Annotated in this window: 26 protein-coding genes; 11 read left to right on the top strand and 15 right to left on the bottom strand. The window is 63.6% G+C overall.

Translation table 11 applies throughout. The annotated features are described in order from the left end of the window. Positions 1-52 precede the first annotated feature (52 nt). The gene (locus ACWFUC_RS04510) at positions 53-1,297 is read right to left on the bottom strand and encodes an ArgE/DapE family deacylase (protein WP_489624225.1); all 1,245 of its coding nucleotides are present in this window, start codon (positions 1,295-1,297) and stop codon (positions 53-55) included. A 219-nt stretch (positions 1,298-1,516) separates the two neighbouring features. Between ACWFUC_RS04510 and ACWFUC_RS04515 the strand changes: the two genes are divergently transcribed. Beyond that, positions 1,517-2,944 (top strand): MFS transporter, encoded by a 1,428-nt coding sequence (locus ACWFUC_RS04515; protein WP_121037510.1) that lies wholly within the window; start codon positions 1,517-1,519, stop codon positions 2,942-2,944. 327 nt (positions 2,945-3,271) lie between these two features. Continuing rightward, positions 3,272-4,516: a cyclic di-GMP phosphodiesterase gene (locus ACWFUC_RS04520; RefSeq protein WP_034339001.1), complete on the top strand. Its 1,245-nt coding sequence runs from the start codon at positions 3,272-3,274 to the stop codon at positions 4,514-4,516. A gap of 78 nt (positions 4,517-4,594) precedes the next feature. Here the strand turns inward: ACWFUC_RS04520 and ACWFUC_RS04525 are convergent, their stop codons facing one another. Both ACWFUC_RS04525 and folE read right to left on the bottom strand, forming a co-directional pair. Then, positions 4,595-5,020, bottom strand: coding sequence for a BLUF domain-containing protein (locus ACWFUC_RS04525; protein ID WP_034338998.1), 426 nt, complete (start codon positions 5,018-5,020; stop codon positions 4,595-4,597). Between the two features lie 2 nt (positions 5,021-5,022). After that, positions 5,023-5,766, bottom strand: coding sequence for a GTP cyclohydrolase I (gene folE, locus ACWFUC_RS04530; protein WP_039790264.1), 744 nt, complete (start codon positions 5,764-5,766; stop codon positions 5,023-5,025). Between the two features lie 475 nt (positions 5,767-6,241). On the opposite strand from folE, the gene ACWFUC_RS04535 reads away from it, so the two are divergent. Continuing rightward, on the top strand, positions 6,242-6,919 hold the full coding sequence (locus ACWFUC_RS04535; RefSeq protein ID WP_039790266.1) for a flagellar basal body L-ring protein FlgH: 678 nt from the start codon (positions 6,242-6,244) through the stop codon (positions 6,917-6,919). Between the two features lie 158 nt (positions 6,920-7,077). On the opposite strand, the gene ACWFUC_RS04540 is transcribed toward ACWFUC_RS04535, so the two are convergent. After that, positions 7,078-7,653 carry a hypothetical protein gene (locus ACWFUC_RS04540; protein WP_034338990.1) on the bottom strand — a complete coding sequence of 192 codons (576 nt, stop codon included), beginning with the start codon at positions 7,651-7,653 and terminating at the stop codon, positions 7,078-7,080. 250 nt (positions 7,654-7,903) lie between these two features. Between ACWFUC_RS04540 and ACWFUC_RS04545 the strand changes: the two genes are divergently transcribed. Further along, positions 7,904-8,347 (top strand): hypothetical protein, encoded by a 444-nt coding sequence (locus ACWFUC_RS04545; RefSeq protein WP_034338987.1) that lies wholly within the window; start codon positions 7,904-7,906, stop codon positions 8,345-8,347. Positions 8,348-8,383: 36 nt separating this feature from the next. On the opposite strand, the gene ACWFUC_RS04550 is transcribed toward ACWFUC_RS04545, so the two are convergent. Both ACWFUC_RS04550 and ACWFUC_RS04555 read right to left on the bottom strand, forming a co-directional pair. Next, positions 8,384-9,649, bottom strand: a complete 1,266-nt coding sequence (locus ACWFUC_RS04550; protein ID WP_252697464.1) for a D-amino acid dehydrogenase — start codon at positions 9,647-9,649, stop codon at positions 8,384-8,386. Positions 9,650-9,735: 86 nt separating this feature from the next. After that, positions 9,736-10,533, bottom strand: coding sequence for an SDR family NAD(P)-dependent oxidoreductase (locus ACWFUC_RS04555; protein WP_121037504.1), 798 nt, complete (start codon positions 10,531-10,533; stop codon positions 9,736-9,738). Between the two features lie 355 nt (positions 10,534-10,888). Between ACWFUC_RS04555 and ACWFUC_RS04560 the strand changes: the two genes are divergently transcribed. Together ACWFUC_RS04560 and ACWFUC_RS04565 are read left to right on the top strand one after the other, a co-directional pair. Further along, positions 10,889-11,554, top strand: coding sequence for an amino acid ABC transporter permease (locus ACWFUC_RS04560; protein ID WP_008333808.1), 666 nt, complete (start codon positions 10,889-10,891; stop codon positions 11,552-11,554). A gap of 10 nt (positions 11,555-11,564) precedes the next feature. Further along, on the top strand, positions 11,565-12,338 hold the full coding sequence (locus ACWFUC_RS04565) for an amino acid ABC transporter ATP-binding protein (protein ID WP_489637454.1): 774 nt from the start codon (positions 11,565-11,567) through the stop codon (positions 12,336-12,338). Between the two features lie 127 nt (positions 12,339-12,465). Here ACWFUC_RS04565 and ACWFUC_RS04570 read toward each other — a convergent pair whose 3' ends face one another. Together ACWFUC_RS04570 and ACWFUC_RS04575 are read right to left on the bottom strand one after the other, a co-directional pair. Continuing rightward, complete coding sequence (locus ACWFUC_RS04570) at positions 12,466-14,268, bottom strand: NAD(P)-binding domain-containing protein (RefSeq protein ID WP_489624226.1); 1,803 nt, start codon at positions 14,266-14,268, stop codon at positions 12,466-12,468. Positions 14,269-14,352: 84 nt separating this feature from the next. Continuing rightward, positions 14,353-15,504: a sigma-54-dependent Fis family transcriptional regulator gene (locus tag ACWFUC_RS04575; RefSeq protein ID WP_489624227.1), complete on the bottom strand. Its 1,152-nt coding sequence runs from the start codon at positions 15,502-15,504 to the stop codon at positions 14,353-14,355. A 439-nt stretch (positions 15,505-15,943) separates the two neighbouring features. Between ACWFUC_RS04575 and ACWFUC_RS04580 the strand changes: the two genes are divergently transcribed. From ACWFUC_RS04580 to ACWFUC_RS04595, 4 genes are read left to right on the top strand one after another with little or no spacing between them, the layout of a single operon-like run. After that, positions 15,944-16,234, top strand: a complete 291-nt coding sequence (locus ACWFUC_RS04580) for a hypothetical protein (RefSeq protein WP_489624228.1) — start codon at positions 15,944-15,946, stop codon at positions 16,232-16,234. Then, positions 16,234-16,425 (top strand): hypothetical protein, encoded by a 192-nt coding sequence (locus ACWFUC_RS04585; protein WP_489624229.1) that lies wholly within the window; start codon positions 16,234-16,236, stop codon positions 16,423-16,425. Before ACWFUC_RS04580 ends, ACWFUC_RS04585 begins: the two co-directional genes overlap by 1 nt. Before the next feature lie 31 nt (positions 16,426-16,456). Continuing rightward, on the top strand, positions 16,457-16,783 hold the full coding sequence (locus ACWFUC_RS04590) for a hypothetical protein (protein WP_489624230.1): 327 nt from the start codon (positions 16,457-16,459) through the stop codon (positions 16,781-16,783). Then, positions 16,780-17,178, top strand: coding sequence for a type II toxin-antitoxin system VapC family toxin (locus tag ACWFUC_RS04595; protein WP_489624231.1), 399 nt, complete (start codon positions 16,780-16,782; stop codon positions 17,176-17,178). The genes ACWFUC_RS04590 and ACWFUC_RS04595 overlap by 4 nt, the downstream gene beginning before the upstream one ends. Before the next feature lie 105 nt (positions 17,179-17,283). Here the strand turns inward: ACWFUC_RS04595 and ACWFUC_RS04600 are convergent, their stop codons facing one another. Further along, positions 17,284-18,129, bottom strand: a complete 846-nt coding sequence (locus ACWFUC_RS04600) for a transporter substrate-binding domain-containing protein (protein WP_039790280.1) — start codon at positions 18,127-18,129, stop codon at positions 17,284-17,286. Between the two features lie 411 nt (positions 18,130-18,540). On the opposite strand from ACWFUC_RS04600, the gene ACWFUC_RS04605 reads away from it, so the two are divergent. Next, the gene (locus tag ACWFUC_RS04605) at positions 18,541-18,867 is read left to right on the top strand and encodes a hypothetical protein (RefSeq protein WP_489624232.1); all 327 of its coding nucleotides are present in this window, start codon (positions 18,541-18,543) and stop codon (positions 18,865-18,867) included. A 9-nt stretch (positions 18,868-18,876) separates the two neighbouring features. On the opposite strand, the gene ACWFUC_RS04610 is transcribed toward ACWFUC_RS04605, so the two are convergent. The 6 genes from ACWFUC_RS04610 to ACWFUC_RS04635 form a co-directional block, all read right to left on the bottom strand. After that, positions 18,877-20,223 carry a DUF2863 family protein gene (locus tag ACWFUC_RS04610; protein ID WP_489624233.1) on the bottom strand — a complete coding sequence of 449 codons (1,347 nt, stop codon included), beginning with the start codon at positions 20,221-20,223 and terminating at the stop codon, positions 18,877-18,879. Between the two features lie 12 nt (positions 20,224-20,235). Further along, entirely contained in the window at positions 20,236-21,168 is a 933-nt protein-coding gene (locus tag ACWFUC_RS04615) for a DMT family transporter (RefSeq protein ID WP_121037538.1), read from the bottom strand. Positions 21,169-21,306: 138 nt separating this feature from the next. Next, complete coding sequence (locus ACWFUC_RS04620) at positions 21,307-21,456, bottom strand: hypothetical protein (protein WP_166675115.1); 150 nt, start codon at positions 21,454-21,456, stop codon at positions 21,307-21,309. Positions 21,457-21,606: 150 nt separating this feature from the next. Continuing rightward, a complete protein-coding gene (locus ACWFUC_RS04625) occupies positions 21,607-22,428 on the bottom strand; it encodes a MetQ/NlpA family ABC transporter substrate-binding protein (protein WP_343725892.1) in 822 nt (273 codons plus the stop codon). Between the two features lie 121 nt (positions 22,429-22,549). Then, complete coding sequence (locus ACWFUC_RS04630; protein WP_134137695.1) at positions 22,550-23,929, bottom strand: LLM class flavin-dependent oxidoreductase; 1,380 nt, start codon at positions 23,927-23,929, stop codon at positions 22,550-22,552. A 9-nt stretch (positions 23,930-23,938) separates the two neighbouring features. Then, a complete protein-coding gene (locus ACWFUC_RS04635; protein WP_489637455.1) occupies positions 23,939-25,201 on the bottom strand; it encodes an SfnB family sulfur acquisition oxidoreductase in 1,263 nt (420 codons plus the stop codon). Positions 25,202-25,235 lie beyond the last annotated feature (34 nt).

Below are 25,235 nucleotides of genomic sequence, written 5' to 3' on the forward strand. Positions count from 1 at the left end.
CGAGCGCGACCTGCCGCGCAGGACCGCAGGCGCGCCCGGAATGGCGTCGGCCTCAGTCTTGCGGGCCGAGGAAATCCAGCAGCATCAGGGCGACCACCTTGGTGGCCTTCTTCAGGTCATCCAGCGCCAGATTCTCATCGGCCTGCTTGGCATTGGATTCCATGAGCGTGCGCGGACCGGCCCCGAACAGCACCACCGGAATGCCCGCTTCGCCATACAGGCGGGCATCGGTATAGAGCGCCGAACCATTGGTGGTCAGGGTCTCGCCCATGACCTGTTCGGCATTGCGCAGCAGGCTGTCCACCAGCTTCTCGTGACCCGGCAGCGGGCGCAGCGCACGCGCCAGCAGCAGGCGGCGGATCTCCACACGGATGCCCGGCAGGCCGGCCGCTGCGTCTTCGATCAGCTTGCGCACGCCGGCTTCGACCTGCGCCGGATCTTCCTCGGGAATCATGCGGCGGTCCATCTTCAGCACCACCTTGCCCGGCACCACATTGGTATTGGTACCGCCATCGATGCGGCCGACGATCATGGTCGGATGGCTGATGCCCGGGATGGAGGAACGGATGTCCTTCAATCCCGGCAGCGCGTCATAGATCGCATTGAGAATGGCATTGGCCGCCTGCAGGGCATCATGGCCGGTCTCGGGCATGGAGCCGTGCGTGGCGCGGCCATGCACGGTCACCTCGAACTGCAGGCAGGCATTGTGGGCAGTCACCACGTTGTAGCTGAAGCCGGCCGCCAGCACATAATCCGGACGGGTCAGCTTCTGTTCCAGCAGCCAGCCCGGGCCGAGCACGCCGCCGAATTCCTCGTCATACGTGAAGTGCAGTTCCACTGCGCCGCGCAGCGCTGCCCCCAAGGACTCCAGCGCGCGCGTGGCGAAGATATAACTGGCGAAGTCGCTCTTGGAAACCGCTGCCGCACGGCCATAGATGCGGCCATCCGCCACTTCGCCCCCATACGGGTCATGGGTCCAGCCTTCGCCCGGCGGCACCACGTCGCCGTGGGCGTTGAGCGCCAGGGTCGGTCCAGCGTCGCCATAGGGACGGCGCACGATCAGGTTGGTGATGCTCTGCATGCCATAGTCGCGCACCTGGTCGGCCGGTACCGCGTGCTTCTCGGCCTGCCAGCCCCAGGACTGCACCAGCTCGGCCACCGCATCGGCGTGCGGGGCGTTGTTGCCGGGCGGGGTATCGGTGGGGATGCGGATCAACTGCTGCAGGACCCCGACCTCTTCCTCGAAATGCTGATCGATCCATGCGCACAGGCGCTCCGACAACTGCTGTTTGGACATGCTTGCCACTCCGTGATCAAAGGCACCAGCCGCGCTGGCGCAAACCGCCATCATAGCGCAGCCGCCCCGCGTGTGGCCGCCGCCTGCGCATCCGGGCGTTCCCCGCTATCATTGACCGGCGCTGCCTTGCGGGGTGGCGCGCATTCCAGGACCTCCAAGACAACCACGACAACAAGCGGCAGCACCAGCACGCTTGCACCGCCAACACCCAACCACACCATGTCCTCGCAGCCTTCCACTTCCGGCACGTCCGATCCTGCCCATCACATCGTCATCGCCGGCGAGGGCCTGCCGCCCGAGCAGCGCGGGCGCGCCATCCTGGCGCTGGGCATCGCGGTCGGCCTGGCCACGCTCGACACCGCCATCGCCAACACGGCCCTGCCCGCCATGGCATTGGACCTCAACACCACACCGGCAGCCTCGGTCTGGATCGTCACCGCCTATCAGCTGGCGATGATGGTGGCGCTGCTGCCGCTGGCGGCGCTGGGGGAAATCGTCGGTTACCGCCGCATCTATATCTGGGGACTGGTCCTCTTTACCGCGGCCTCGCTGCTGTGCGCGGTGGCCTGGTCGCTGCCCACGCTGGTGATGGCGCGCTTCCTGCAGGGACTGGGCGGGGCCGGCATCATGAGCGTGAACACCGCGCTGATCCGATTCATCTATCCGACCCGCTCACTGGGCCGTGGCGTCGGGCTCAATACCCTGATCGTGGCCATCGCCTTCACGGTAGGACCATCGGTCGCCTCCGGCATCCTCGCCATCGCACCCTGGCCGTGGCTGTTTGCGGTCAACGTGCCGCTGGGCGTGGCGGCCGTCATCCTGGCCCTGCCCTCGCTGCCGCATACCGCGCTGTCGACACACGCCTTCGACCTGCGCAGCGCCGTGCTCAATGCGGCTGCCTTCGGCCTGCTGATCCTGGCCATCGGTGAAGGCGCGCACCAGGCAGAGGCCAGCGTGGTCGGACTGGAACTGGGCGCCGCCATCGTCTGCGGCCTGTTCCTGCTCAAGCGCGAACTGTCGCATCCGGCACCGATGCTGCCGGTGGACCTGTTCCGCCATCCCATGTTCACGCTCTCGGCGATCACCGCCGTGTGTTCCTTCGCGGCACAGGGCCTCGCCTTCGTCTCGCTGCCCTTCTTCTTCCACCATGACCTGGGCCGCAGCCAGGTCGAGATCGGTCTCCTGATGACACCCTGGCCGGTGGCCGTGGCGATCATGGCACCGATCGCCGGACGGCTGTCGGATCGCTATCCGGTCGGCATCCTCGGCGGCGTCGGGCTGGCGCTCCTGTGTGCAGGGCTGCTATCGATGACCTTCATGCCGGCTGCGCCCACCGTATGGGAAATCAGCTGGCGCATGCTGCTCTGTGGCATGGGCTTCGGCTTCTTCCAGTCGCCCAATCTCAAGGCACTGATGACCAGCGCCCCGCCGCATCGCAGCGGTGGTGCCTCCGGCATCGTGGCGACGGCACGGCTGCTCGGCCAGAGTGTCGGGGCCGCGCTGGTGGCGCTGTGCTTCAACCTGTCGGAGACCCAGGGCTCGCGCTTTGCCCTCGGCTTCGGCGCCGCCTTTGCGGGGGTGGCCTGCATTGCCAGCTTCCTGCGTTTGCTCACCAGCAACCCTTATGCGCCGCCACTGAAAAAATAAGTTTTTCTCACCATTCCTCACAGCCACCGTCGGCCGGATTCTCAGGCGGTGGCTACCTGTCTCGGTATTACATCAATTTTTCAACGATCTTCAGATCAAACATTTTCCGCACATAAACTTCCGTGCGGACGCAGGTAAAATTCGTCGGCAAGATGACGACAAGTCGCGTAAAACTGATGCCATTCTGTTACGATAGCCCGTCAGTGGAATGATGTTCACAGACCATCACCGAGCTTCATTCCTTCAGACAACAGGCGTCCATTTCATCAGGGAAATCGAACCGCTTTCAGTACGGGAACCAGCGACAGGCACAGACCTGAATTCGATATGTTGAAATCCATCGCCTTGGCTCAATTACGGTTGGGCATGTACGTTCATTCCATCCCCGGCGGATGGATCAATCATCCTTTCTGGCGCAAATCCTTCAAGATCGAAACGCTGGAAGACCTGCAAACCCTGCGCGAGTGCCCGGTCGACGAAGTGACCATCGACACCGCCAAGGGCCGCGACATCGCCCCCGAACACGATATCGACGACGAGACCGGCGAGGCGGAGCAGGATGACGCCGCGCCCCCCGCCGAGATCGCCATCGCCCACCAGGGTGCCAGCGCCACGGTGGCCGTGCGCAAACCAGCCACCCGCACCGAGACGGCGGTAGAACGTGAACGCGCGGCGCGCATCATCTCCTCCTCCAAGTCCACCGTGCTCAACATGTTTTCCGAAGCGCGCATGGGCAAGACGGTCGACGTCAAGGATGCCGCCGAACTGGTGACCGAGATCACCTCCTCGGTCTCGCGCAATGCCGATGCGCTGATCAGCCTGGCGCGGCTGAAGACCACCGATGATTACACCTACATGCATTCAGTGGCGGTCTGCGCGATGATGATCTCGCTGGCCAACCAGCTCGGCATGACGCAGGAACAGATCAAGCAAGCCGGGATGGCCGGCCTGCTGCACGATGTGGGCAAGATGGCCGTGCCGCTGGATATCCTCAACAAACCCGCCAAGCTGACCGAAGAAGAATTCGCCTCGGTGCGCTCGCACACCGTACAGGGCCACAGCATCCTCAAACAGATCGAAGGAATTGGCGAAGCCGCGCTGGATGTCTCGCTGCATCATCACGAGAAGATCGACGGCAGCGGCTATCCGTTCAATCTCAAGGCCGACAGCATTTCCATCATGGCCAAGATGGGCGCGGTGTGCGACGTCTACGATGCCATCACCTCCAACCGTCCCTACAAGGCCGGCTGGGATCCGGCCCGCTCGATCCGCCACATGGCCGCCAGCGCCGGGCATTTCGATCCGATCACGATGGAAGCCTTCGTCAAGGCCATCGGCATCTACCCGACCGGCTCCTGCGTGATCCTGCAATCGGGCCGGCTGGGGATCGTAGTGGACCAGCGGCCGGAGCACCTGCTCACCCCGCGCATCAAACTGTTCTACTCGACCACCAGCCGCATGCCGCTCAAGCCGGAAATCATCGACCTGGCCCGTGGGGGCGACAAGATCGTGGCCTACGCCGATCCGGCCAAGTGGGGCATCCGCAGCCTGCCCAGCATCGACCTGGATTAAGCCCGCGAAAATCACGCAGCCCCCCAAAAAAAACGGCACCGCAAGGTGCCGTTCTCACATCCGCGCGAACCTGCGCCATCAATCGCGCTGGGCGAAGGCCGCCGTCGAGGCCAGCTCATTCAACAGCGCCACGGTGGAACAGCTGGAAACATCATAGGGATTGAGTTCGCCCGTGACCGAATACTTCAGCAACAGCGAGCGGTTGATCTTGTCCAGGCGGATCTTGCCCATGGTCCAGGAGGAATACTGGCGCTCGTCGATCGATTCATAGGCCAGCAGGATCACGTCCTGATGACGGTCATCACGCAGCAGTCGGCCATACAGGCGATTGACCTGATCGCGCCCGCCTTCGAGCACCTGCACGAAGGTCGTGTCGCTGTAGCACAGCACGCCGGTAATGCCCTGCTGCGGATTGCGCTGGCGCGAGGCAGCCAGGATGCCCTCAATGGTCTCGTGGGTGATGGTCTCGCGCGAGCGGCTTGCGTAGATCAGACGAACCAGCATGATTAACCTCGTTGACGTTGGGAAATCAGCGCCAGGAATTCACGGCGCAGGTTGGCATCACGCAGGAAGGAGCCACGCATGACGCTGTTGATCATCTTCGATTCCACATCCTTGACGCCGCGCCAGTGCATGCAGAAGTGATCGGCTTCCATGACGATGGCCAGGCCATCGGGCTGCAGCTTCTGCATCAGCAGGTCGGCGGCCTGGGAGACCGCTTCTTCCTGGATCTGCGGGCGGCTCATGATCCATTCCAGCAGGCGCGCGTACTTGGACAGGCCGATCAGGTTGGAATGTTCATTGGGCATCACGCCCACCCACACCTTGCCCATGATCGGGCACAGGTGGTGCGAGCAGGCACTGCGCACCGTGATCGGGCCGACGATCATCAGCTCGTTGAGGCGCTCGATGTTGGGGAACTCGGTCACCGGCGGCGCCGCCTGGTAGCGGCCCTTGAAAACTTCGTTCAGGTACATCTTGGCCACGCGCTTGGCGGTGTCCTGGGTGTTGTGGTCGCTCTCGACATCGATCACCAGGCTCTCCAGCACCGCGGCCAGCTTGGACTGTACCTCGGCCTGCAATTGCTCCAGTTCGCCTTCCCGGATGAAGGCGGCGATATTGTCGTTGGCGTGGAAACGCACGCCGGCCGCCTTGATGCGCTGGCGGATGCGGGCCGATACCAGCTGCTCATGCACGCTGGGCGCTGCAATCTCGGCGCTGGTGGCGGCCTGGTTCTTGTCTGTTGCCATGATGGAGTGCGATCACGCCAGGCGGGACCGCTGAGTTGGGGGTGGCGTCATTATGCACGGAAAAACGCAGACGCATTGAGGGCAAACCAGCGTCAAGCCCGAGTCAAAGCGATCACAACAGCGCGGCTGTGGCGTGCCGTCCACGGCAGCGCCGGCGGCGAAACCGGGAGCTGCGCGGGATTCATCCGTATGACCTCCGTGCCCCGTGTTTAATGCTCGTTCACAGGAGCATTCATCTGCGCTTAATGCTGTCCAGCGCACGACTTAACCGTCATTGATGATTGTTTGCCGCACTTTACACGGGCCTAACCGCTGCTTACGCCTGCAGCCACCATCATCCCTGCACGCGCCGCCCGCGCGTTCATGCTTCCTGCGAGGTGGCTGCCCGCCTCAGGCAAGCAGCAGCTCAGAAGCAGGCAACAGCGGGCGGTGGCTCGTGCCGGGCATCCAGCCTGGCCGCCATCGGGGGAGTACCATGACATTCCAGTATCGCCTTGCCGGTGCCTGCGCACTGGCCGTTTCGCTATCGGTCTCGCTGTCGGCCTGCAACAGCCCGGCACCCATGGTGACCGGGCCCACCAGCGTGCGGCCGGCCTATCAGGTGGCCAACGTGGAAAACAATGGTGCCATCTTCCGCGTCTCCAGCGCGCAGCTGTTCGAAGAGCCGACCACCTACAACGTGGGCGACATCATCAAGATCGACATCTCCGAATCCATCAGCAGCAGCAACAAGGCAGCCACCACCAACAGCCGCGACACCACGCTCACGCAAAAGGGCCCGGGCTCGGGCGCGCCGCTGGGCGGACTGTTCACGCAACTGTACGACGCCAATTATTCGGCCAACGGCAGTAATACCTTCAAGGGCTCCGGCGACAGCAGCAATACCAACACCATGACCGGCACGCTGATGGTCTCCATCGTCGAAGTGCTGCCCAACCGCAACCTGGTGGTGGCCGGTGAAAAGCGCATCGGCGTCAACGGCAACACCAACACCCTGCGCTTCTCGGGGGTGGTGCGCACCCGTGACATCCGCGGCGGCATCGTGGCCTCCTCCAACGTGGCCGATGCGCGGCTGGAACAGGTCGGCGGTGGCTCCATTGCGGATGCCAGCACCGATGGCAACTTCTTCCGCCGCCTGCTGACCATCTGGTGATCGGATGATGATGTGATCGGGTACGCGCTGCAGGCGCGAGATCACCCGGTCTGCAAACGACAACGGCAAGCGCGCAGCTTGCCGTTTTTCATTGGAGGCGCAACAGCGTGATCCCCGAGTGCGCCGTGTGCGCCGTATTTCGTCTTTCGAATCCGGCTTCAGAATCCGTTGGCCGCGCTGCGCATGTTGTCCGGCGAATTGTCCGCCACCTGCGGATTGCCCGGGAACAGCGCATCGATCAGCGGTGCCAGCTTGTCACCCGCGCTGGCCCACTTGTCCTGGCCGAAGGAACCGAGCCGGTACTGCGCCGTGCCCAGCACGCGGCCTTCGCGGCGCAGGGTCAGTGCGGCATAGGTGAGATAGGGCGTATAGGCATCGGTGAAGACCTTGGTGTCCCATTTGACGTAGCCCACATAGCTCAGCGTCACCGGGCAGGCCAGCGACTGGGTACCGGCATCGTAGACCCGGCTCTGTACGCCGTGTTTCTGCAGCTCGCCCTGCAGGCCGGGCACGAAGTCGCTCAGCGCCACCGAGCCATTCCACTCGATGCAGACTTCGTGGATCGGGTCCTTGCTGTAGACGATGGGATTCTGTACCGAGTTGGGCGTCATCGCGCGCACGCTGGAGGCGGTGGAACCGACCAGGCCCACGGCGTCGACCAGGGCATTGCCGGACGTGACGATGCAGCCCGACAGCGATGAAGCCAGCAAGGTGGCAATGATGATGGTGCGCATGATGCTCTCCCCGAGCGCAATCCCTTGGCTTTCACGATCCCTGCATGGCGCAGGTGGCCGGGATTACAGGCTGCCCATCATAGCGGCGCATATTGCAGCCTCAGGACCGTTTTACCTTGATTTACGCTGACCCTGTGCAGGCTTAACAGCCACGTACGTCACGCAAATACAAGGCTTGGCGGGGACCTGCACACTACTGGCACAATAGCCGCCTGTGCCGTTTCATGTGCTGCCTTACAAGGAGACTTCCATGCCCTCGCTCATCATTCGTTCCCTGCTGGCCTCCCTCGCCTTCACCGGCCTGCTGCAGGCCGCCCAGGCCGATACCCTCAAATCCGACACCGAAGTGCGCGCCCTGGCCGACAAGGTCATGGCCCAGGCCGGTGCCGGCCGCACCGATGATGCCTATGGCCTGCTTTCGCCCTATGCGCTGGTGGACATCCGCGCCTTCGAGGGCGCACGCACCAGTGCACGCAGCGCGCGCACGGCCATCGAAGCGCTGGTCGGCAATTCGGTCGGCTACGAATTCATCCGTTCCGAGAAGGTGGGCGAATCGCTGATCAAGCTCACCTACATCGAAAAAACCGAACGCCAGGCCATCCCGTGGATGTTCATCTTCTACAAGACGCCTGGCGGCTGGGCCGTGAGCAGCTTCAGCAATGGCGACAATGTGGATGCGCTGTTTGATCGCTGATCATTGATCATTGATCATTGATCGGCAGCGCGCCGCTCAGAACGTGCGCTGCGGCTCCAGGTCGGCGCTCTCGATGGCGCTGGCCACGCCCGAGATCTTGTCGGCGATGATGGCCGAGGACCCGCAGGCCGTGGTCCAGCCATTGGAGCCATGGCCGGCGTTGAGCCACAGGTTGGCATAGCGGGTGGCACCGATGAGCGGTGCGCCGTCCGGTGTCATGGGTCGCAGTCCGGCCCAGTATTCGACCTTGGCCAGATCGGCGCCCTGTGGATAAAGATTCTTCAGCGACTTCAGCGCGGTGGCGCAATCGCGCGGGGTTACCCGCGCATCCCAGCTGCCGATCTCGGCCGTGCCTGCCGCACGGATGTGATTGCCCATGCGGGTGATGGCGACCTTGTAGTACTCGTCCATGACACCGCTGCGCGGCGCGCTCTTGGGATCGGCCACCGGCACCGTGATGGCATAGCCCTTGACCGGATAGATCGGCAGGTCCAGCCCCAGGGGTTTCAGCATCGGTACTGACGCACTGGCGCAGGCGACCACGTAGGCATCGGCGCGCAAGGTACCAGTGGGTGTGCGCAGGCCGCTGACCTGGCCACCGGCCACCTCGATGGCCTGCACCTCTGTGGACAAGTGAAACTCCACCCCATGCGCCTGCAGCCAGCCGGCCAGCGCGCGCGCAAACAGCGGGCAATTGCCGGTTTCATCCATCGGCAACAGCAAACCGCCCTTCAATTCATGACGGGCCGCATGCAAGCCCGGATCGAAGGCCACGCAGCCATCGGCATCCAGCAGCTCGAAAGGCACGCCGGCTTCCGCCAATACCTTGGTCGACAGCCCGGCATTGTCCAGCCCTTCCTGGGTGCGGAACAATTGCAGGTTGCCGCCGGTGGTCTGTTCGTAGCGGATATCGAGACGCTCGCGGATCTGTTTCAACTGGCCGTGGCTGTAGCGTGCCAGGCGCCCCATGCGGGCCTTGTTGACGGCATAGCGCTCGGGCGTGCATTGCGCCAGGAAGGTCTTGAGCCACTTCCACTGATGCGCATCCAGGCGCGGCGTGAAACGCAAGGCCGCCTCGATCCCCAGCCAGCTCTGCACCGACCACTTCAGCGACTTGGCCGGCATGCCGGGAGCCGCCCACGGCGTGGCATACGAGGGGCAGACATGGCCGGCATTGCCGACGCTGGTCTCGGCCGCCACCTCGGCGCGGCGTTCCACCACGACCACTTCATGGCCGCGCTCGCGGAGGAAATAAGCAGTGGTGACGCCGACGATGCCGGCGCCCAGCACGATGATGCGCATGGTCTCAGTTCAACTTCCGAAAAATGTAAATGATGTTAATGGAGCTAATGATATAAATGATTTAAACGATTTAAACCATTTTTGCATTACAGGGTGAGTCCGCCATCCACGTGCCACACCTGTCCGGTGACGTAGGAAGCCGCCGGACTGAGGAGGAAAGCGATCACATTGGCGATCTCCTGCGGCTGTCCCAGGCGCTGCAGCGGGATACGCGCCAGCGCCGCCTGCCAGGCGGCCGGGTCGATGGCCGACTTGGCCGGGTCGCTTTTCTGAACGTAGCCGGGCGCCACCGCGTTGACCGTCACCCCGGCCGCGGCCACCTGCACCGCCAGCGATTTCACCAGGGCCTCGATGCCCGCCTTGGCCGCCGCCGATGCGGGAAAGCCCGATTCCCCCAGGCGGAACACGTGGGCCACGAAGGAGCTCACCGCCACCACACGGCCCTGACCGCTGGCCTGTAGCGGCTCGCGGCAAGCCGTGATCAAGCGGAAAAAGCCGCCCAGGAGCGCATCGAGCGAACGCGACCAGTCCGCCTCATCGAGTTCGCCAATGCGCTTGCGATCGGCAAAGCCGGCATTGGCCACGAGCGCATCGAGCCTTCCGTAGTGCGTCAGCGCAGCGTCACGCAACTGCGCTGCGGTGTGCGCATCAGCCAGGTCGCCCAGCGCCAGCGTGCACTGCGCGCCCTGCGCGCGGCATTGCTGCGCCACCGCCTGCAACTCCGGCGATTCGCTGCGGGCATGCAGGACCAGGGCGACATCGGGTGCCGCCACGGTGGTGGCCACCGCCGCGCCGATGCCGCGCGCGGCACCGGTGATGAGGATGACACGCACAGAAAGGGGAGAACTGGCAGCAGGAATGGAAGAAAAAGGGGACGGGTTCATGATCCAAAAGGTGAAACAGCACGTTCCCGCTGACCGGGAATTTGGCATAACACTTCACTTGCGCAATCCCGTCATTTTAGCCAAAGCCCGCATCTACGGGGGTTCCCGGCGCATGATGAGACGTTTTGTTCAGTTCGTGCTCCAGGCGTTCTCCTTTACAATGGCCGGGTTCGCGGCACGCCGCAGCGTCGGTTGCGGTCGCCTGCAATCCATGCGCGGGCAGTTCTTCCCACGTCCTCCCTCCTCCCGGTACCCGGCGCACAACTGCCCCGGAGGGATAGGGCATGGTTCGTGCCTGCGCTGCACACCCTGCCCTCCCCGGGCTCATGCAATTGGCAACCAAGGAAAATCGCAGATGTATCAATGGGACTTCGGCTCGCTCTGGCAATTCAGGAGCATCATCGGAATCGGCTTCGTCTATACCCTCTCCTACACCGTGGCCTGTATCGCGCTCGGCCTGCTGGTCGGTCTGGTGGTGGGCCTCGGCCGGCTGTCGTCGAACCCCTTCATTTCCGGCCCGCTGCGCGCCTTCGTCGAAGTGTTCCGCTGCACGCCGGTGCTGGTACAGCTGGTGTGGTTCTACTATGCGCTGCCGGTGCTGCTGGGCATCGAGATGTCGGCGGGCACGGCGGCCATGCTGTCGCTGGCGCTGTATGGCGGTGCGTTCTATTCCGAGATCATTCGCGGCGGCATCGTCTCCATCGATGTCGGCCAGTCCGAAGCGGGCTGGGCACTGGGCATGACGCGTTTCCAGCTGATGAAGCGCGTGATCCTGCCGCAGGCCTTCAAACGCATGACGCCACCGCTGGTGAACCAGTCCATCATGCAGCTCAAGAACACCTCGCTGCTGTCGGTGCTGGCCGTGCCCGACCTGCTGTACCAGGGCCAGATCATCGCCCACGAAACCTATCGTCCGCTGGAAATCTACACCCTGGTGGCGATCATCTACTTCGTGATCCTGCTGCCGGCCACCATCTGGGCCAAGCGCCTGGAAAACCGCCTGTCGGTCCAGCATGGTTGAGGAGAAGACGATGAACAACCAACACTCGGACGCGATGATCCAGATCAGCAATCTCAAGAAGGCCTTTGGCGAGCACGTGGTGCTCAAGGACATTTCCATCGCCGTGCCCCGTGGCAGCGTGGTGGCCATGATCGGCCCCTCGGGCTCGGGCAAGTCGACGCTGCTGCGCTGCCTGAACCTGCTGACCGTGCCGGACCTGGGCACGGTACGCATCGGCGAGCGCCACTTCGAATTCAACGGCCGCAAGTCGCGCCTGCCCAAGGACCGCGAGCTGGCCGCCTTCCGGGTGCGCACCGGCATGGTGTTCCAGCACTTCAACCTGTTCCCGCACATGACGGCGGTGGAAAACGTGATGGAAGGCATGGTCACCGTGCTGCGCACGCCCAAGGCCGAAGCGCGCGCCAAGGCCATGGCGCTGTTGCAGAAGGTGGGCCTGTCGGACCGTGCCGACATGTATCCGCAGAAGCTCTCCGGTGGCCAGAAGCAGCGCATCGCCATCGCCCGCGCGCTGGCCATGCAGCCGGACGTGATGCTGTTCGATGAAGCGACCTCGGCGCTGGACCCGGAGCTGGTCGGTGAAGTGCTCAACGTGATTCGTGGCCTGGCCGCCGATGGCATGACCATGATCCTGGTCACGCACGAGATCGCCTTCGCCCGTGAAGTGGCGGACCAAGTGGTATTCATGCGCGATGGCGTGGTGGTGGAAGCCGGACCGCCGTCGCAGGTGATCGACAATCCGCGCGAGGCGGCAACGCAGGCTTTCCTGGCCCGCTTCAATGCCTGACCGGGAGTGATGGAGATGGCATCGAAACCACGCTGACAGCAGCTTTTCAGCCGGACGAAAAAATGGCGCGCAGATTTCTCTGTGCGCCATTTTTTTCATCTGCCCTTGCCGGTCTCAGGCGCGGGCCTTATCGGAGATGATGCACCTCCTGCAGGCCATACACCGGTGTCGGAATACCCTCCATGCGCGCCTTCAGCTGCAGCGCCAGATACAGCGAGTAATGGCGCGACTGGTGCAGGTTGCCGCCATGGAACCACAGGGCTGGCTGCTGCGTGGGCTTCCACATGTTGCGCTGTTCGCCTTCCCACGGTCCCGGATCCTTGGTGGTGGCCGATCCCAGGCCCCAGCACTTGCCGACCTTGTCGGCCACCTCGTGCGAGATCAGGTCGGCGGCCCAGCCATTCATGGAACCGTAACCGGTGGCATAGACGATCACGTCGGCCGGCAATTCGCTGCCATCGGAGAGCAGGATGGAGTGTGCGCGGATCTCCTTGACGTCGACCCCGCTCCTGAGGCGGATCTTGCCTTCGGCGATCAGCTCGGAGGCACCCACGTCGATGTAGTAGCCGGAGCCGCGCCGCAGGTATTTCATGAACAGGCCGGAATCGTCATCGCCGAAATCGAGCAGGAAACCGGCCTCTTCGAGACGCCGATAGAAATCCGCATCGCGTTCGCGGATCTTGTCGAACACCTGCTTCTGCATCGACGGCAAGACCTTGTAGGGGATCGACGCAAACAGCAGGTCGGCCTTGGCGGTGGTGAGGCCGCTGGCCACTGCGCGTTCGGAATAGAGATCGCCGAGGGCCAGTTCCATCAGGGAATCGGACTTGACGATGTGGGTGGAGGACCGCTGCAGCATGGTCACGTCCACGCCGTTCTCCCAGAGCGCCGCGCAGATGTCGTGCGCCGAATTGTTGGAGCCGACCACCACCACCTTCTTGCCGCGATAAGGATCGGGACCGGGATGGCGCGAGGAGTGATGCTGATCGCCCCGGAAGTTTTCCGCTCCGGGAAACTGCGGCACATTGGGCTTGCCCGACATGCCGGTGGCCAGCACCAGTTGGGTCGGCTGCAGCACGACTTCCTTACCTTCGCGCTCGACCACCACGGTCCACTTCTGCGTGGCCTCGTCGAAGCTGGCGGACTTGCAGACGGTGGAGCCCCAGTAGTTCAGTTCCATCACCTTGGCGTACATCTCCAGCCAGTCACCGATCTTGTCCTTGGGCGCGAAGACCGGCCAGTTCTCGGGGAAGGGAATGTAGGGCAGATGGTCGTACCACACCGGATCATGCAGGCACAGCGACTTGTAGCGCTTGCGCCAGCTGTCACCGGCGCGCTCGTTGCGTTCGATGATGATGGTCGGCACACCCAGCTGGCGCAGCCGCGCACCCAGCGCAATGCCCCCCTGCCCGCCGCCGATGATGAGGCAATACGGTTGCTGCTGGTAGCCCAGTTCACGCGCCTCCGCTTCGCGTTCTTCCTTCCAGGTACGGCGCTGCGTATGCACGCCATGCACCGCCCCGCGCGGGCGGTTCACGCCCTTGGGTTCTTCGTGGCCCTTCAGTTCGGCGGCGGTGGTCAGCAGGGTCCAGATCTTGCCGTCGCGCAGGCGCAGGTAGCCCTTGCCGCGGGCGACGGCGGTCTCCAGCAGGATCCAGCCCTGGGTTACGCCATCGGCTTGCGAGGGCGTCTCATCGGGATCGGGACGCAGCTGTATCGATCCCAGCTGCGGCAGCTGCGATTGCAGCATGGCGCAGATCTGGTCGCGGCCTTCCAGGGTCTTGATGTTCCAGGTGAAGGCAATCAGATCGCGCCAGTAGCCGTCCTCCCCGAACAGGGCGGCGGCCTTGGCGGCATTGCCTTCGCGCAGGGCGGCCTGCAGGGTCTCCAGCATGTGCGCGATGGTCTGGCTGGGGGTTTCTTCGGGCATGACAAGTCTCCTCTATCTCGACAATAGATCTCGTGGTTGGATGGGGGTGGCGGTTCTGTGACCGCCTGGGTGAAGCCTGCCGCGCTAACGTCGATGCGGCGGCAGGATGCGGTAGCGCGCCATGCGCCGGTACAGCGTGGCGCGTGACATGCCCAGCAACTGGGCGGCGTGCGGCGCACGCCATTTGCATTCGGTCAGGGCGGCGACGATCTGGTCGCGCTCCTGGCGTTCATCGGCTTCGATGGCGGGGCTCTCGCTGCTTGTGGCCACCGGCGTCGCCGCCGCATGGGCACGGGCCGGACGCACCGCACGCGAGACGGGTGCGCGTACGCGGCCATAGAGCGTGCTGCCGCCATGCAGGCGCAGCAGATGCAAGCCTTGCAGGGCGCGGCTGTCGAGCAGGCGTTCGAACTGCAGGTCGAAGATCTCGCCCATGGGGCGCGGCAATTGCTGCAATCCCGCGATGCATTCGCGCGCGCGGCGATTGGCCGCGATGATGTTGCCCAGGGCGTCGAAGGCGATGAGGATTTCCGGTTGCGCTTCCACGTAATGGCGGCTGCGATGGACCAGCAGCACCCAGGCGCAGGCCATGGCATTGAGGAAATAGCCATCCTCGATCAGGGTGGCGCTTTGCTGGACGATGCGGTTGACCAGATTCTGGCTGTCGCGCGCATCGGGCGAGCGGATCGCCGAGGCATCGAGCACGCCGATCAGCTCACCCGACGGCGAGAAGATGGGGGCAGCGCTGCAGGTCAGCGTGGTGAAGGCGGCGCGGAAGTGATCGCTCTTGTGGACCGTGATCGGCAAGGCATCCTGCAGCACGGCGGCCACTCCGCAAGTCCCCTCTTCGCTCTCGGACCAGCAGGAACCGAGATAGAGACCGGCCCGCTTGAAATCATGCCGGCGCTCGCGGTCCACGCGATAGTCGATGGTGGTGCCGCCGGCATTGGTGAGCATCACGCAGTAATCGGCTTCGCGCACGGTCTGGTGCAGCACCGACAGGCACTGCCCTGATGCCCGCAGGAAATCTTCCTCGCCCTGCTGGACCTGGCGCAGCTCGCCGGAACTCAGCACGCGCGGACCGCGCATGTCGGCCGGGTCGAGATGGTGCTGGTCGAGCGAACGCAGGTAAGACGAGCTCAGCCGTTGCAGGTAGGGACTGGCGGCAGGATCGGGCTGGCCGTCGAGCAGGCGGCGCACGCGGTCGAGATGGCTGACTTTCGCAACGTAGGGCATGGGGGCTCCTGGCTGGACGGCACTGCGCGGATCCATCGGCATCAATGCGGATCAGGGCGCAAACGACGGTGAAGCGATGGGTGATGTTGTAGCACAGCGTGCGCGGCGAGTTGTCCTGCGGCGCAGCATCGGGGGATGGTGAGACGCTTGTCTCAAGGCGCGAAGGGGGGCTCATGTCGACGCTGATCGGAGCATGAGGGGCGGTTCACAGGCCCCGGCCAGCAAGACAAAAGCCCGGCAGCGGCGTTCTTGTGCTTGCAAATTGTCAGCGAATATTTTTCTGCTTCATGATGCCGGCTTGCAGAAAGACGCTACCTGCGTGCGAGAGATGCTCCGCAAAAAATCGAGACCCTCCTGCAAAAATCTGCAATGGCCTCGACTTCAGGCAGGGCATCAGGCAAGTTCGCGGTTCTCCCCTTTCCCTGTCTGGAGGTTCATCATGCGTACTGCTGCCGTCGCAACCATCGTGGTCGAAGCCACCGCGCAAGAAGAGAAAATCATCGCGGCCAAGGCGCGCAAGCTGGGGCTGCAGATCTCGGAGCTGATGTGTCTCGGTGCCCTGGCTTATGAGGCTGCGCAATGGGAAGAGGAGCTGGACACCCTGGCCAATCTGGCGCAGGAAGCAGCCGAACGGGCCGGAGCCAGCGCCGATGCGTCGCTGGCCTTCATCGAGGCCAGCAATGCACGGCTGGCTGCGCTGGACGCATCCGCCCGGTCCAGGAGCGCCTGATGTTCGGCATTACCGGCCGTATCTGGAGCGCCTTGGCGACCGTCATCAAGCTGGAGGACAAGGTGATCCGGCAAAGCGAAGCCCTGCGTCAGCAACAGATACGGATCGAAAACCTCACCGAGCGCATGATCAAGCTGGAAACCCTGCTGGAGGTGGTGCTCCATGCCAGCGAGCTCAAGCGAATCAAATGATGCAATTGCATCGGAGGCGATCCAACCTGCCATGAAAGATGCTCCGCAAAAAATCGAGACCTCCCGGCAAAAAATCGTCATGACCTCGACATTGGGGAAGGCATCTGGCAACTTCGCGGCTCTCCCTTTTTCCCCTGACTGGAGGTTCACCGTGCCCGCCGCTGCCATCGCTCCCCACGTGCCCAAGGCTCATGCGAAAAACAAGAATGCCATCGCGCCCGAGCCCCGGTCGCAAGCCACGCCTGGCATCCCTTCAGGGTCGATCCGGGCCCTCAAGGGCTGCGTGCGGCAGCAGCGCCCCGTGTCCCTGGAGGAAATGGAGCAAGCCATTGCCCGGCGAGGCGGGGCCGCGCAATGATCGGCTTGGACACCAATGTGCTGGCCCGTTACTTCGCCCAGGACCATCCGCTGCAATCAGCCCAAGCGACGGCAGTGATCGAATCGCTGAACGAGCAACAGCCGGGCTTCCTGTCCCAGATCGCCCTGGCAGAATTGGTGTGGGTGCTGCATGCTGCCTACAAGGTGCGCAAGCCTCAATTGGTGCGCATCATCGAGAAGCTCCTGCTGGCCCCTGAAATTGTTGTCGAAAATTCCGAAAGCGCATCGCAGGCGCTTCACCGCTTTGCTGAATCGACAGCAGGATTTGCGGATTGCCTGATCGAACGCAGCGGCTACCAGGCTGGATGCAGCGATACGCTGACCTTTGATCGCAAGGCCGCCAGAACCGCCGGCATGCGTTTGCTGGGCAACTGAAACGTCTGCCCACAAGCGCCCTCCGACCCGCCAATAAAAAACCCGCACTGGCATTTCAGCGCGGGTTTTCTTTGTCTGCAGCGCGGCCGGTCAGGCCGCCCGACATCAGAGCGGAATCTGCGCCGGCACATCCTCCGGCTTCACCCCGGAGAGCTTCTGCAGATTGCCCAGCACGGTCGGTTTGATCTTGCCGGCGGCGCGCTCGGCGGCGATCCACTTGTTGATGGTCTCGACCCAGGCCTTGTCCTCTTCCTTGGGTACGCCGATGTTGGTGGAGGTCGCTTCCAGCGGCTGCGGCACGTACATCTTGCCCAGCGCAGGATTCTTCTTGAGGATGTTCAGGGCCAGCAGCCACACCAGCACCTGCGCATCGACGCGGCCGGTCTGCAGCGCCAGGGTGGCGTCGTCCGCCTTTTCCAGGCGCACGATGGTGGCGTTGGGACAGACGCGGCTGATCATCTGGTCGTGCGAGGAACCGATGTCCACGGCGATTTTGACTTCCGGCTTGTTCAGGTCGGCCCAGGTCTTGAACTCCTTCTTGGAGACCACCGTGAAGGCGTTCAGGAACAGCGGTTCGGTAAAGCCGATCACTTCGCGGCGCGCCGGAGTCGGGTTCATGCCGAAGAACAGGTCGATCTTGTGCGTCTGCAGGTCCAGCACCGAATTGCCCCAGGTGGTTTCGGTGATGTCCAGCTTCACGTTCAGGCTGGCCGCCAGGCTCTTGGCGAAATCGATCATGAAACCGCCCCACTCGCCGCTGGCCAGGTCCTTGTTGTAGTACGGTGCGGCACCGCGCACGGCACCGATGCGCAGGGTCTTGGTCCGCTGCACGCGGGCCAGGGTCGGTTCCGTGGAGCCGGTCGCAGCGGCGGCCTGGGCGAAGACGTTGGGGATGGCAGTGGCGGCGGCAAGGCCGGCCACGCCGGTGATGAAACTGCGACGGTTGGTCATTCTCGGTTCTCCCTGATTTGGCGGATGGTACCGCTGCGCTATGGTCGGCAGCATGGCACACGTGGTCTGCCGCCCGGCCCTGGCCCGACGGCGTCGATGATTTTAGCCCAGCCGCCAGCCGCTCGCGCAGGCAAATGCCATGCACGGGGAGCCACATGGCCCTGGCTCCCAGCAGGCAGGAAATTATTTACGTGCACTTGAAGTAGCCAGCGCCCTGACACGCCTGTACGAAAATTGACAGGTCACGCTATTTTTCGAACGCCATTGAAGATTTTTTTACAGCCACGCCATCCGGGTAAAACCGGGTAAGCCACCCCCAACGGCAGCCATGCCGCGCGTAGGCTTGCCTTGTCGTGTTGATGCCGCAGGGCAATTGCCGACAGCACGCGTCACGAGTACAAGGGGGATCTCATGCGCAGTCACCATCATCATCGTCGCCACAACGGCCGCCTGCTGGCCGCCTGTCTCGGTGCAGCCGCCCTGGGCGGATGCGCCAACTTCAGCGAAGTCAGCGCCGGGCGCGGCGATCTCTACACGGTCTCGGCCACGGGGGTGAGCTACACCATGTCGATTCCGGCCCTGACTTCGGCCGCCCGTGAAAAGGCGACCGCCTTCTGCGGCAAGCAGCAGATGCAGGCCGACCTGCGCCAGCTCATCCGTGGCTGGCGTCCGATGCAGGTAGAGCTGATTTTCCGCTGCCAGCCTGCAGGAACCAGCCTGCAGGCGCTGCTGGACTGAGGCCGCCGATCAGGCCGCCGGCAGATCGCGCGGACGCACCGGCTGTCCGTGCTCATCAAAGCCATCGGCCAGGCGCACAGCCGTCACGCCCAGCGAGGCCACCGCATCGGCGGCATCGAACAGCACCGCCTGCAGATCGCCCTCGACCAGATGTTCAGAGCGAGCCAGCGTGGCTTGCGCATTGCGCAGTACGACCTGCAGGGTGGTCTCGTCGTCCTCGTCCACCAGCGCGATGTAGGCACTCGCCTCTGCCGCCTGTGCAGCGGATTGCGCCAGACCGGCTTCCAGTTCGGAGAGCATCTGCAGGGTGCGGTATTCGCCATTGCCTGTGTGCTTGGCGCCATGGAACAGATCCTGGTACAGGAAGTGCAACTGGCATTGCGCCGCCTCGCCGGTTTGCCCGGTCAGGCATTGCTGCATCAGCGGCGTGATCTCTTCGCTCCACTGGCGGAAGCGTTGCGCGCGCGATTCGAAGTAGGCATCGGCGGCCGCTTCTTCCTGTGGAATCGCATAGAAGGGATCAGTCACCTCCTTGAGCGAAAAGCCCAGCAGGAAGCGCAGTTCCAGCGCCTCATCGTCGGCCGCGAAATGGCTGGCCGGCCAGCCGCGCATGCTGCGCTCGATGGCCGGTACGCTCAGGATCTTCTTGTCGGTCAGTGAGGCAAAGGCATCGCGATTCATGGCCTCCACTTCACTGAAGCTCAAGGCGTTGATCTCTTCCGGATGATAGAGATGATGCACCAGCACCACGCGCGCCTTGGGACTTTCCAGTCCGGCTTTCTGGATGCTCTCGCGCAGGGTGTCGAAGGCATCGCCATCGGCCAGGGCCTGCTCCTCGCGCAGGCCACCGCGCGTGCGCGCCAGCAGGGGGATCAGGAAGGCATTGATTTCCAGTTCCTTCTCGCCCCGGCGCAGCACGATGATGTCGGCGCCCTCTTCCACCACTTCACGCAGGAAAGCATGGCCGCGCGGATCGTCGTAGCGCAGCTGTTCCAGCGCTTCGTAGAGGGTGTCGTCATCGCGCTCGCGCAGGGTATTGCGCACCATGCGTTCCAGTTCATCCTGGCCGACGCGGCGGCCTGCGCGGTCCGGCGCATCGGCGGCCACCGCACTGGCCAGCGCCACCATCTGCTGCACGCGCAGTTCATCTTCATCCAGGCTCTGCGAAGCCGCATGCGCCTGGTGCTGGCGACGGCGGGCGGCTTCGGTGGAGACGTGGGTCTTGGGCTTGTCGCGTGCCGGGCCCGCGGGCGCAGGCTTGGGGCCCGCCTTCGCGGCTGGCTTGGCGTGGCTCTGGGGGGCTTTCTTGGGGCCGGGGGAATGTGGTTTGCCGGTGGGGCGTTTGGTTTGATTCATTTTTTTCCTCGCTCAGTTCAGCGGTAACTTGTCGGCAGTATTGCGGCCAGGCAGCGTGGCCAGGAACATCCCGGCCAGGGCCACGGCGAAGGCGCCGGCCTGCAGGGCCGAGAGGCTTTCACCCAGGGCCAGCACGCCGACCACCGCGGCCGAGACCGGCAGCATCACGGTAAAGACGCCGGCACGCGCAGCCGGGACCACCTTCAATCCCGTCATCCAAAGCCACACGGTCCAGACGCTGGCGGCCAGGGCATAGAACACCAGCAGCAGCCAGATGTTGGCCGGCACGGTGGAGAAATTGAATTGCAGCGCGGTGTACAAGCCCATGGGAGTCATCAGCAGCAGGCCCCACAGGTTGATGACGGCGCTGATGCGCTTGGGCGTGAGGACCGTGGTCAGCTTCTTGCCGATGACGGCATAGGCGGCCTCGCACAGCACGGCGCAGAACACCAGCACGTTGCCGAGCCAGGCGCTCTGCCCGCCGCTGGCAGCGGCCGCGCCATGGCTGTCCTTGGCCAGCGACAGCAAGCCGATGCCGATGGCCCCGCAGGCCACCGCGCCCCAGACGCGCAGGCTGATTTTTTCCTTGAGGAAGACCCAGCTCATCACCGCCACCACCGCCGGGATAGAGGACATGATCACGCCCGCCGAGACCGCATTGGTCATCGACACGCCGGTAATCATGCACAGCGTGAAGAGGAAATTGCCGAGGAAGGATTCGAGGAAGACCAGCCAGCGCGACTGCGTGGAGAGCGGCTTTTCATCGGCCGGTTTTTTCAGCCAGCGCAGCATGGCGACCGCACCGATGGCGAAGCGCAGCCAGGCCAGCAGGAACACCGGCAGCAGCGCCGCCAGCGGCTTGGTCAGCGCGACGTAAGCGCCGACCAGGGACATGCTCAGGATCAGACAGCCATAGCCCATGGGGCGGCTGGGGGTGTAGCTCATGTTCGGTTCGGATATCGTGTCGAGGCCGGCGGCATGGACGACGCTGGCTCCGGTGAATGGAGCCAGCATTTTACCTGCTCGAACGAAGTGAACCTGATGAGGGCGTGCAGCCCTGTGGAAAAGAAAAGTGCGGCGAGCTCAATGCCAGAAAGTCTCGATGAGTTTTTTGACACCGCCCAATAGCAGAAGCAGCAAAACGAACCCAATCGTGCCAAGCTCGGCCACCAGCGCACCGGCGTGCATTTCGCCGTTTTTAAGATCCTGCCAAAGCTTGCGGAAAAATGACATGAGCGGATTCCCTCTCGTGAACGTTGAACCGGGCGCATGCGGACATGCGCCGGGACTTCACTATAAGGGCCGCTTTCTTGAGGTCGATGCGTTTCAAAAACTTTTGCCGCGCCATCAAAACAAATCAACGTCCGGCAATAACGATCGCACTCACCAAGCCGCCAAAATCCCCCCTTTGAACTCCGTCTCGATATACCGCTTCACTTCCGGCGACTGATACGCCTGCACCAGCTTGCCCAGCCAAGGCTGCGCACGGTCCTTGTCGCGCACGGCGATCAGGCAGGCATAGGGGCTGTCGCCGCTTTCCACGAGCAGGCTGTCGCGCGCCGGATTGAAGCCGGCCTTGGAGGCATAGTCGGCATTGATGGCCGAGGCATCCAGGTCATCGAGCGTGCGCGGCAATTGCGCGGCGTCGATCTCGACGAACTTCCACTTCTTCGGATTCTCGGTAATGTCGATGGGCGTGGCATTGGTGCCGGTCAGCGGATCGATGCCCTCGCGCAGCTTGATGAGGCCCTGCTTCTGCAACAGCAGCAGCACGCGGCTCTCGTTGGCCGGGTCATTGGGAATGCCGATCTTTGCTCCCACCGGCACGTCCTCCAGCTTGCGATACTTGCGCGAATAGATCGCCATGGGCCCGATCATGGTCTTGCCCTCGGCATAGAGCTTGTAGCCGCGCGCCTTGATCTGCGCATTGAGGAAGGGACGATGCTGGTAGCTGTTGGCATCGAGCTCGCCAGCGTCCAGCGCCGCATTGGGCTGGATGTAGTCGTTGAACTCGATGATCTTGACCTTGTAGCCCGGATTGTCACGCTCGAAGACGCGGCGTGCCTGCTCGAAAATCTGCGCATGCGGACCACTGGTCACGCCCACGCGAATCACCTGGTCGGTGGCGGCCTGGGCCGTGATGCTGGCGCTGGCCAGCACGCCGATGGCAAGGTGCGAAAGCCAGTTGGTGACGATCGATTTCATTGTTTTCCCCGGTTGAAAAAAGGCCAATGTAGCGAGCCCTCAACCGGTGCGGAAGGAATCATTTCCGCTTTGCTTATGTGCTGCGCGCATGTGCCTGCGCGCAGCCACCAGGCGATTTTCTTCAGGCGTGCTCGACCGCCGCTCCCGCCCGGAAACCCGCACCCACGTGCTCTTGCGGCAAGGTGGCACCGCGCTGGAAAAGTTTTTCACGCAAAGTTCCCTGGGCGTATTCGCGCTTGTAGGAACCGCGTTCCTGCAGGACCGGAATGACCAGGTTCACGAAGTCTTCGAAACTCTCCGGCGCGACCGTACGGGTCAGGTTGTAGCCGTCGATGCCGGTGTCGGCGACCCAGCTTTCCAGTTCATCGGCGATGCGGTCGGGCGCGCCCACGATGCTGGCATAACGGCCACCCAGTTCGAGCTGTTGCAGCAGCTTGCGCTTGGTCCAGTTCAGCTCCGGTTGCGTGACCACCTTGGTCAGCGATTCGATGGCATTGGTCTTGGCCGCGCGGATCGGTTCATCCAGCTCATACTTAGAAAAATCGATGCCGGTGCCCGCCGAGAAATGCGCGAGCCCCGCTTCGGGACTGGCGTAGCTGGCGTATTCGCGGAAGCGCTCCTGGGCCTCCTCGTCAGTGCGGCCGGTCACCACCGTCAGGCCCATGAAGATCTTGATGGCGTCCGGATCGCGTCCCTCGCGCACCGCCCCGTCACGAATGCTCTGCACCAGCTTGCGCGTGGCGTCCTTACTCTGGCTGGAGATGAACACGCATTCCGCATGGCGTGCACCGAAGGCCTGTCCACGTCCGGACGAACCGGCCTGGTACAGCACGGGCGTGCGCTGGCGCGACGGCTCGCTCAGGTGGATGCCTTCGACGTGGTAGTAGTCGCCGTGATGCGCGATCTTGTGCACCTTGGCCGGGTCAGCATAGACGCGGCGCGCGCGGTCACGCACCACGGCACCGTCTTCCCAGCTGCCTTCCCAGAGCTTGTAGACCACTTCCATGAATTCATCGGCGCGGTCATAGCGCTGATCGTGTTCCAGCTGTTCATGCAAGCCCATGGCGCGCGCGGCGCTGTCGAGATAACCGGTGACGATGTTCCAGCCCACGCGGCCACGACTTAAATGATCCAGCGTGGACATGCGGCGCGCAAACAGGAACGGGGCCTCATAGGTCAGGTTGGCAGTGACGCCAAAGCCCAGATGTTCGGTGACTGCCGCCATCGCCGAGACCAGCATCAGCGGGTCGTTCACGGGCAGCTGGATGGTCTCGCGCAGGGTGAGATCGGTATTGCCCTGGTAAACGTCATAGACGCCCACGATATCGGCCAGGAACAGGCCGTCGAACTTGCCGCGTTCCAGCAGGCGCGCCAGGTCGGTCCAGTAGGCGATGTCGGTGTAGTCCTGCGAGCGGTCGCGCGGGTGCGTCCACAGGCCGTGGTTGATGTGGCTGACGCAATTCATGTTGAATGCGTTGAGACGGATTTCCTTCTTGGCCATGCGGGCTCCTCAGATCGCGCCGTGACGCGGCGGCTTCTTGCCATTCAGGACGTAATTGCCGATGGCGTGATATTTCCAGCGCACCGGATCATGCAGCGTATGGGTGCGGGCATTGCGCCAGTGGCGGTCGAGATTGTGTTCGGACAGGGTCGATTGCGAACCGGCCAGCTCAAACAGTTTGCTGCCGACCGCCAGCGAGACTTCGGTGGTCAGCACGCGTGCCTCGGCCACCGCAATGGACGCCTCTGCGATGCTGTCTTCCGTGGGCGCGGCAGCGGCGGCATCGACCTTGCGGCCGGCGCGGCGCACCAGTGCTTCGGCGGCGTGCAGTTGAATGGTCAGGTCGCCCACTTCGCGAATGGTGAGCGGATCGTCGCCGGCGCGTTCCACACCGCTGTCAACCCAGGGCCGCGAGCGGGTGCGCACGAATTGCAGCAGGTCCGCATAAGCTGCGCGCGCAATGCCCAGATCGATGGCCGCGTGCTGGATCTGCGCCATCGGGCCGATCTGCGTGGGCCGCGAGAAGGCAGTGGCAAACCCGATCACGGCATCGGCCGGTACATGGACGTTCTCGAATACGGCACTGCCGCTGCCGGTGGTGCGCTGGCCGAAGCCGGACCAGTCATCGATGATGGTCAGGCCCGGTGCATGGCGCGGCACGATGGCCAGTTGCTGCACGCCCTCTTCATCGATCACCGAGGTCGGGACCCAGTCGGCATAGAGCGCGCCGGTGGCGTAGAACTTGCGGCCGTTGATGCGGTAGCCGGGGCCATGTTCGTTGCGACTCAGACGGGTCTTGCGGTCATGCGAGGTCTTGGTGCCGAGTTCGGCCAGGGCGTTGCCGAAGCGGTCGCCCTGCAGCACCCGGTCGAAGAAGAAACGCTTCTGCGATTCGCTGCCGTTGACGCGGATCAGTTCCACCGCATAGAAATGGTTTTGCGGAATCTGTCCGATGGAACCATCGGCCGCAGAGATGGTAGCGATGACTTCGGCCAAGGTCCCGTAGCTGACACCCGCACCGCCGTATTCCTTGGGCACGGTGATGCCCCACAAGCCCGAACGCACGTAGCGTTCCAGCTCGTCCCAGGGCAGCTTGCGCTCGCGGTCGCGCAGCGCGGCTTCGCGGCTGAAGTCCTCGGCCAGCTTGCGCGCGGCGGCGATGGCTTCGGCGTCGTCGCGGATGCGCGCCACCAGGCGCGGTGGCGTGCCCGACGGCGGCGGCAGGGAATCGAGCGTGGTGTGGGTGGCCTGGGCGGCAGCGGTCTGGGTCATGATGGTTCGCGTTCGAATGAGGGAAGGCAGGGTC

This window comes from Herbaspirillum sp. Her4 (assembly GCF_057961335.1).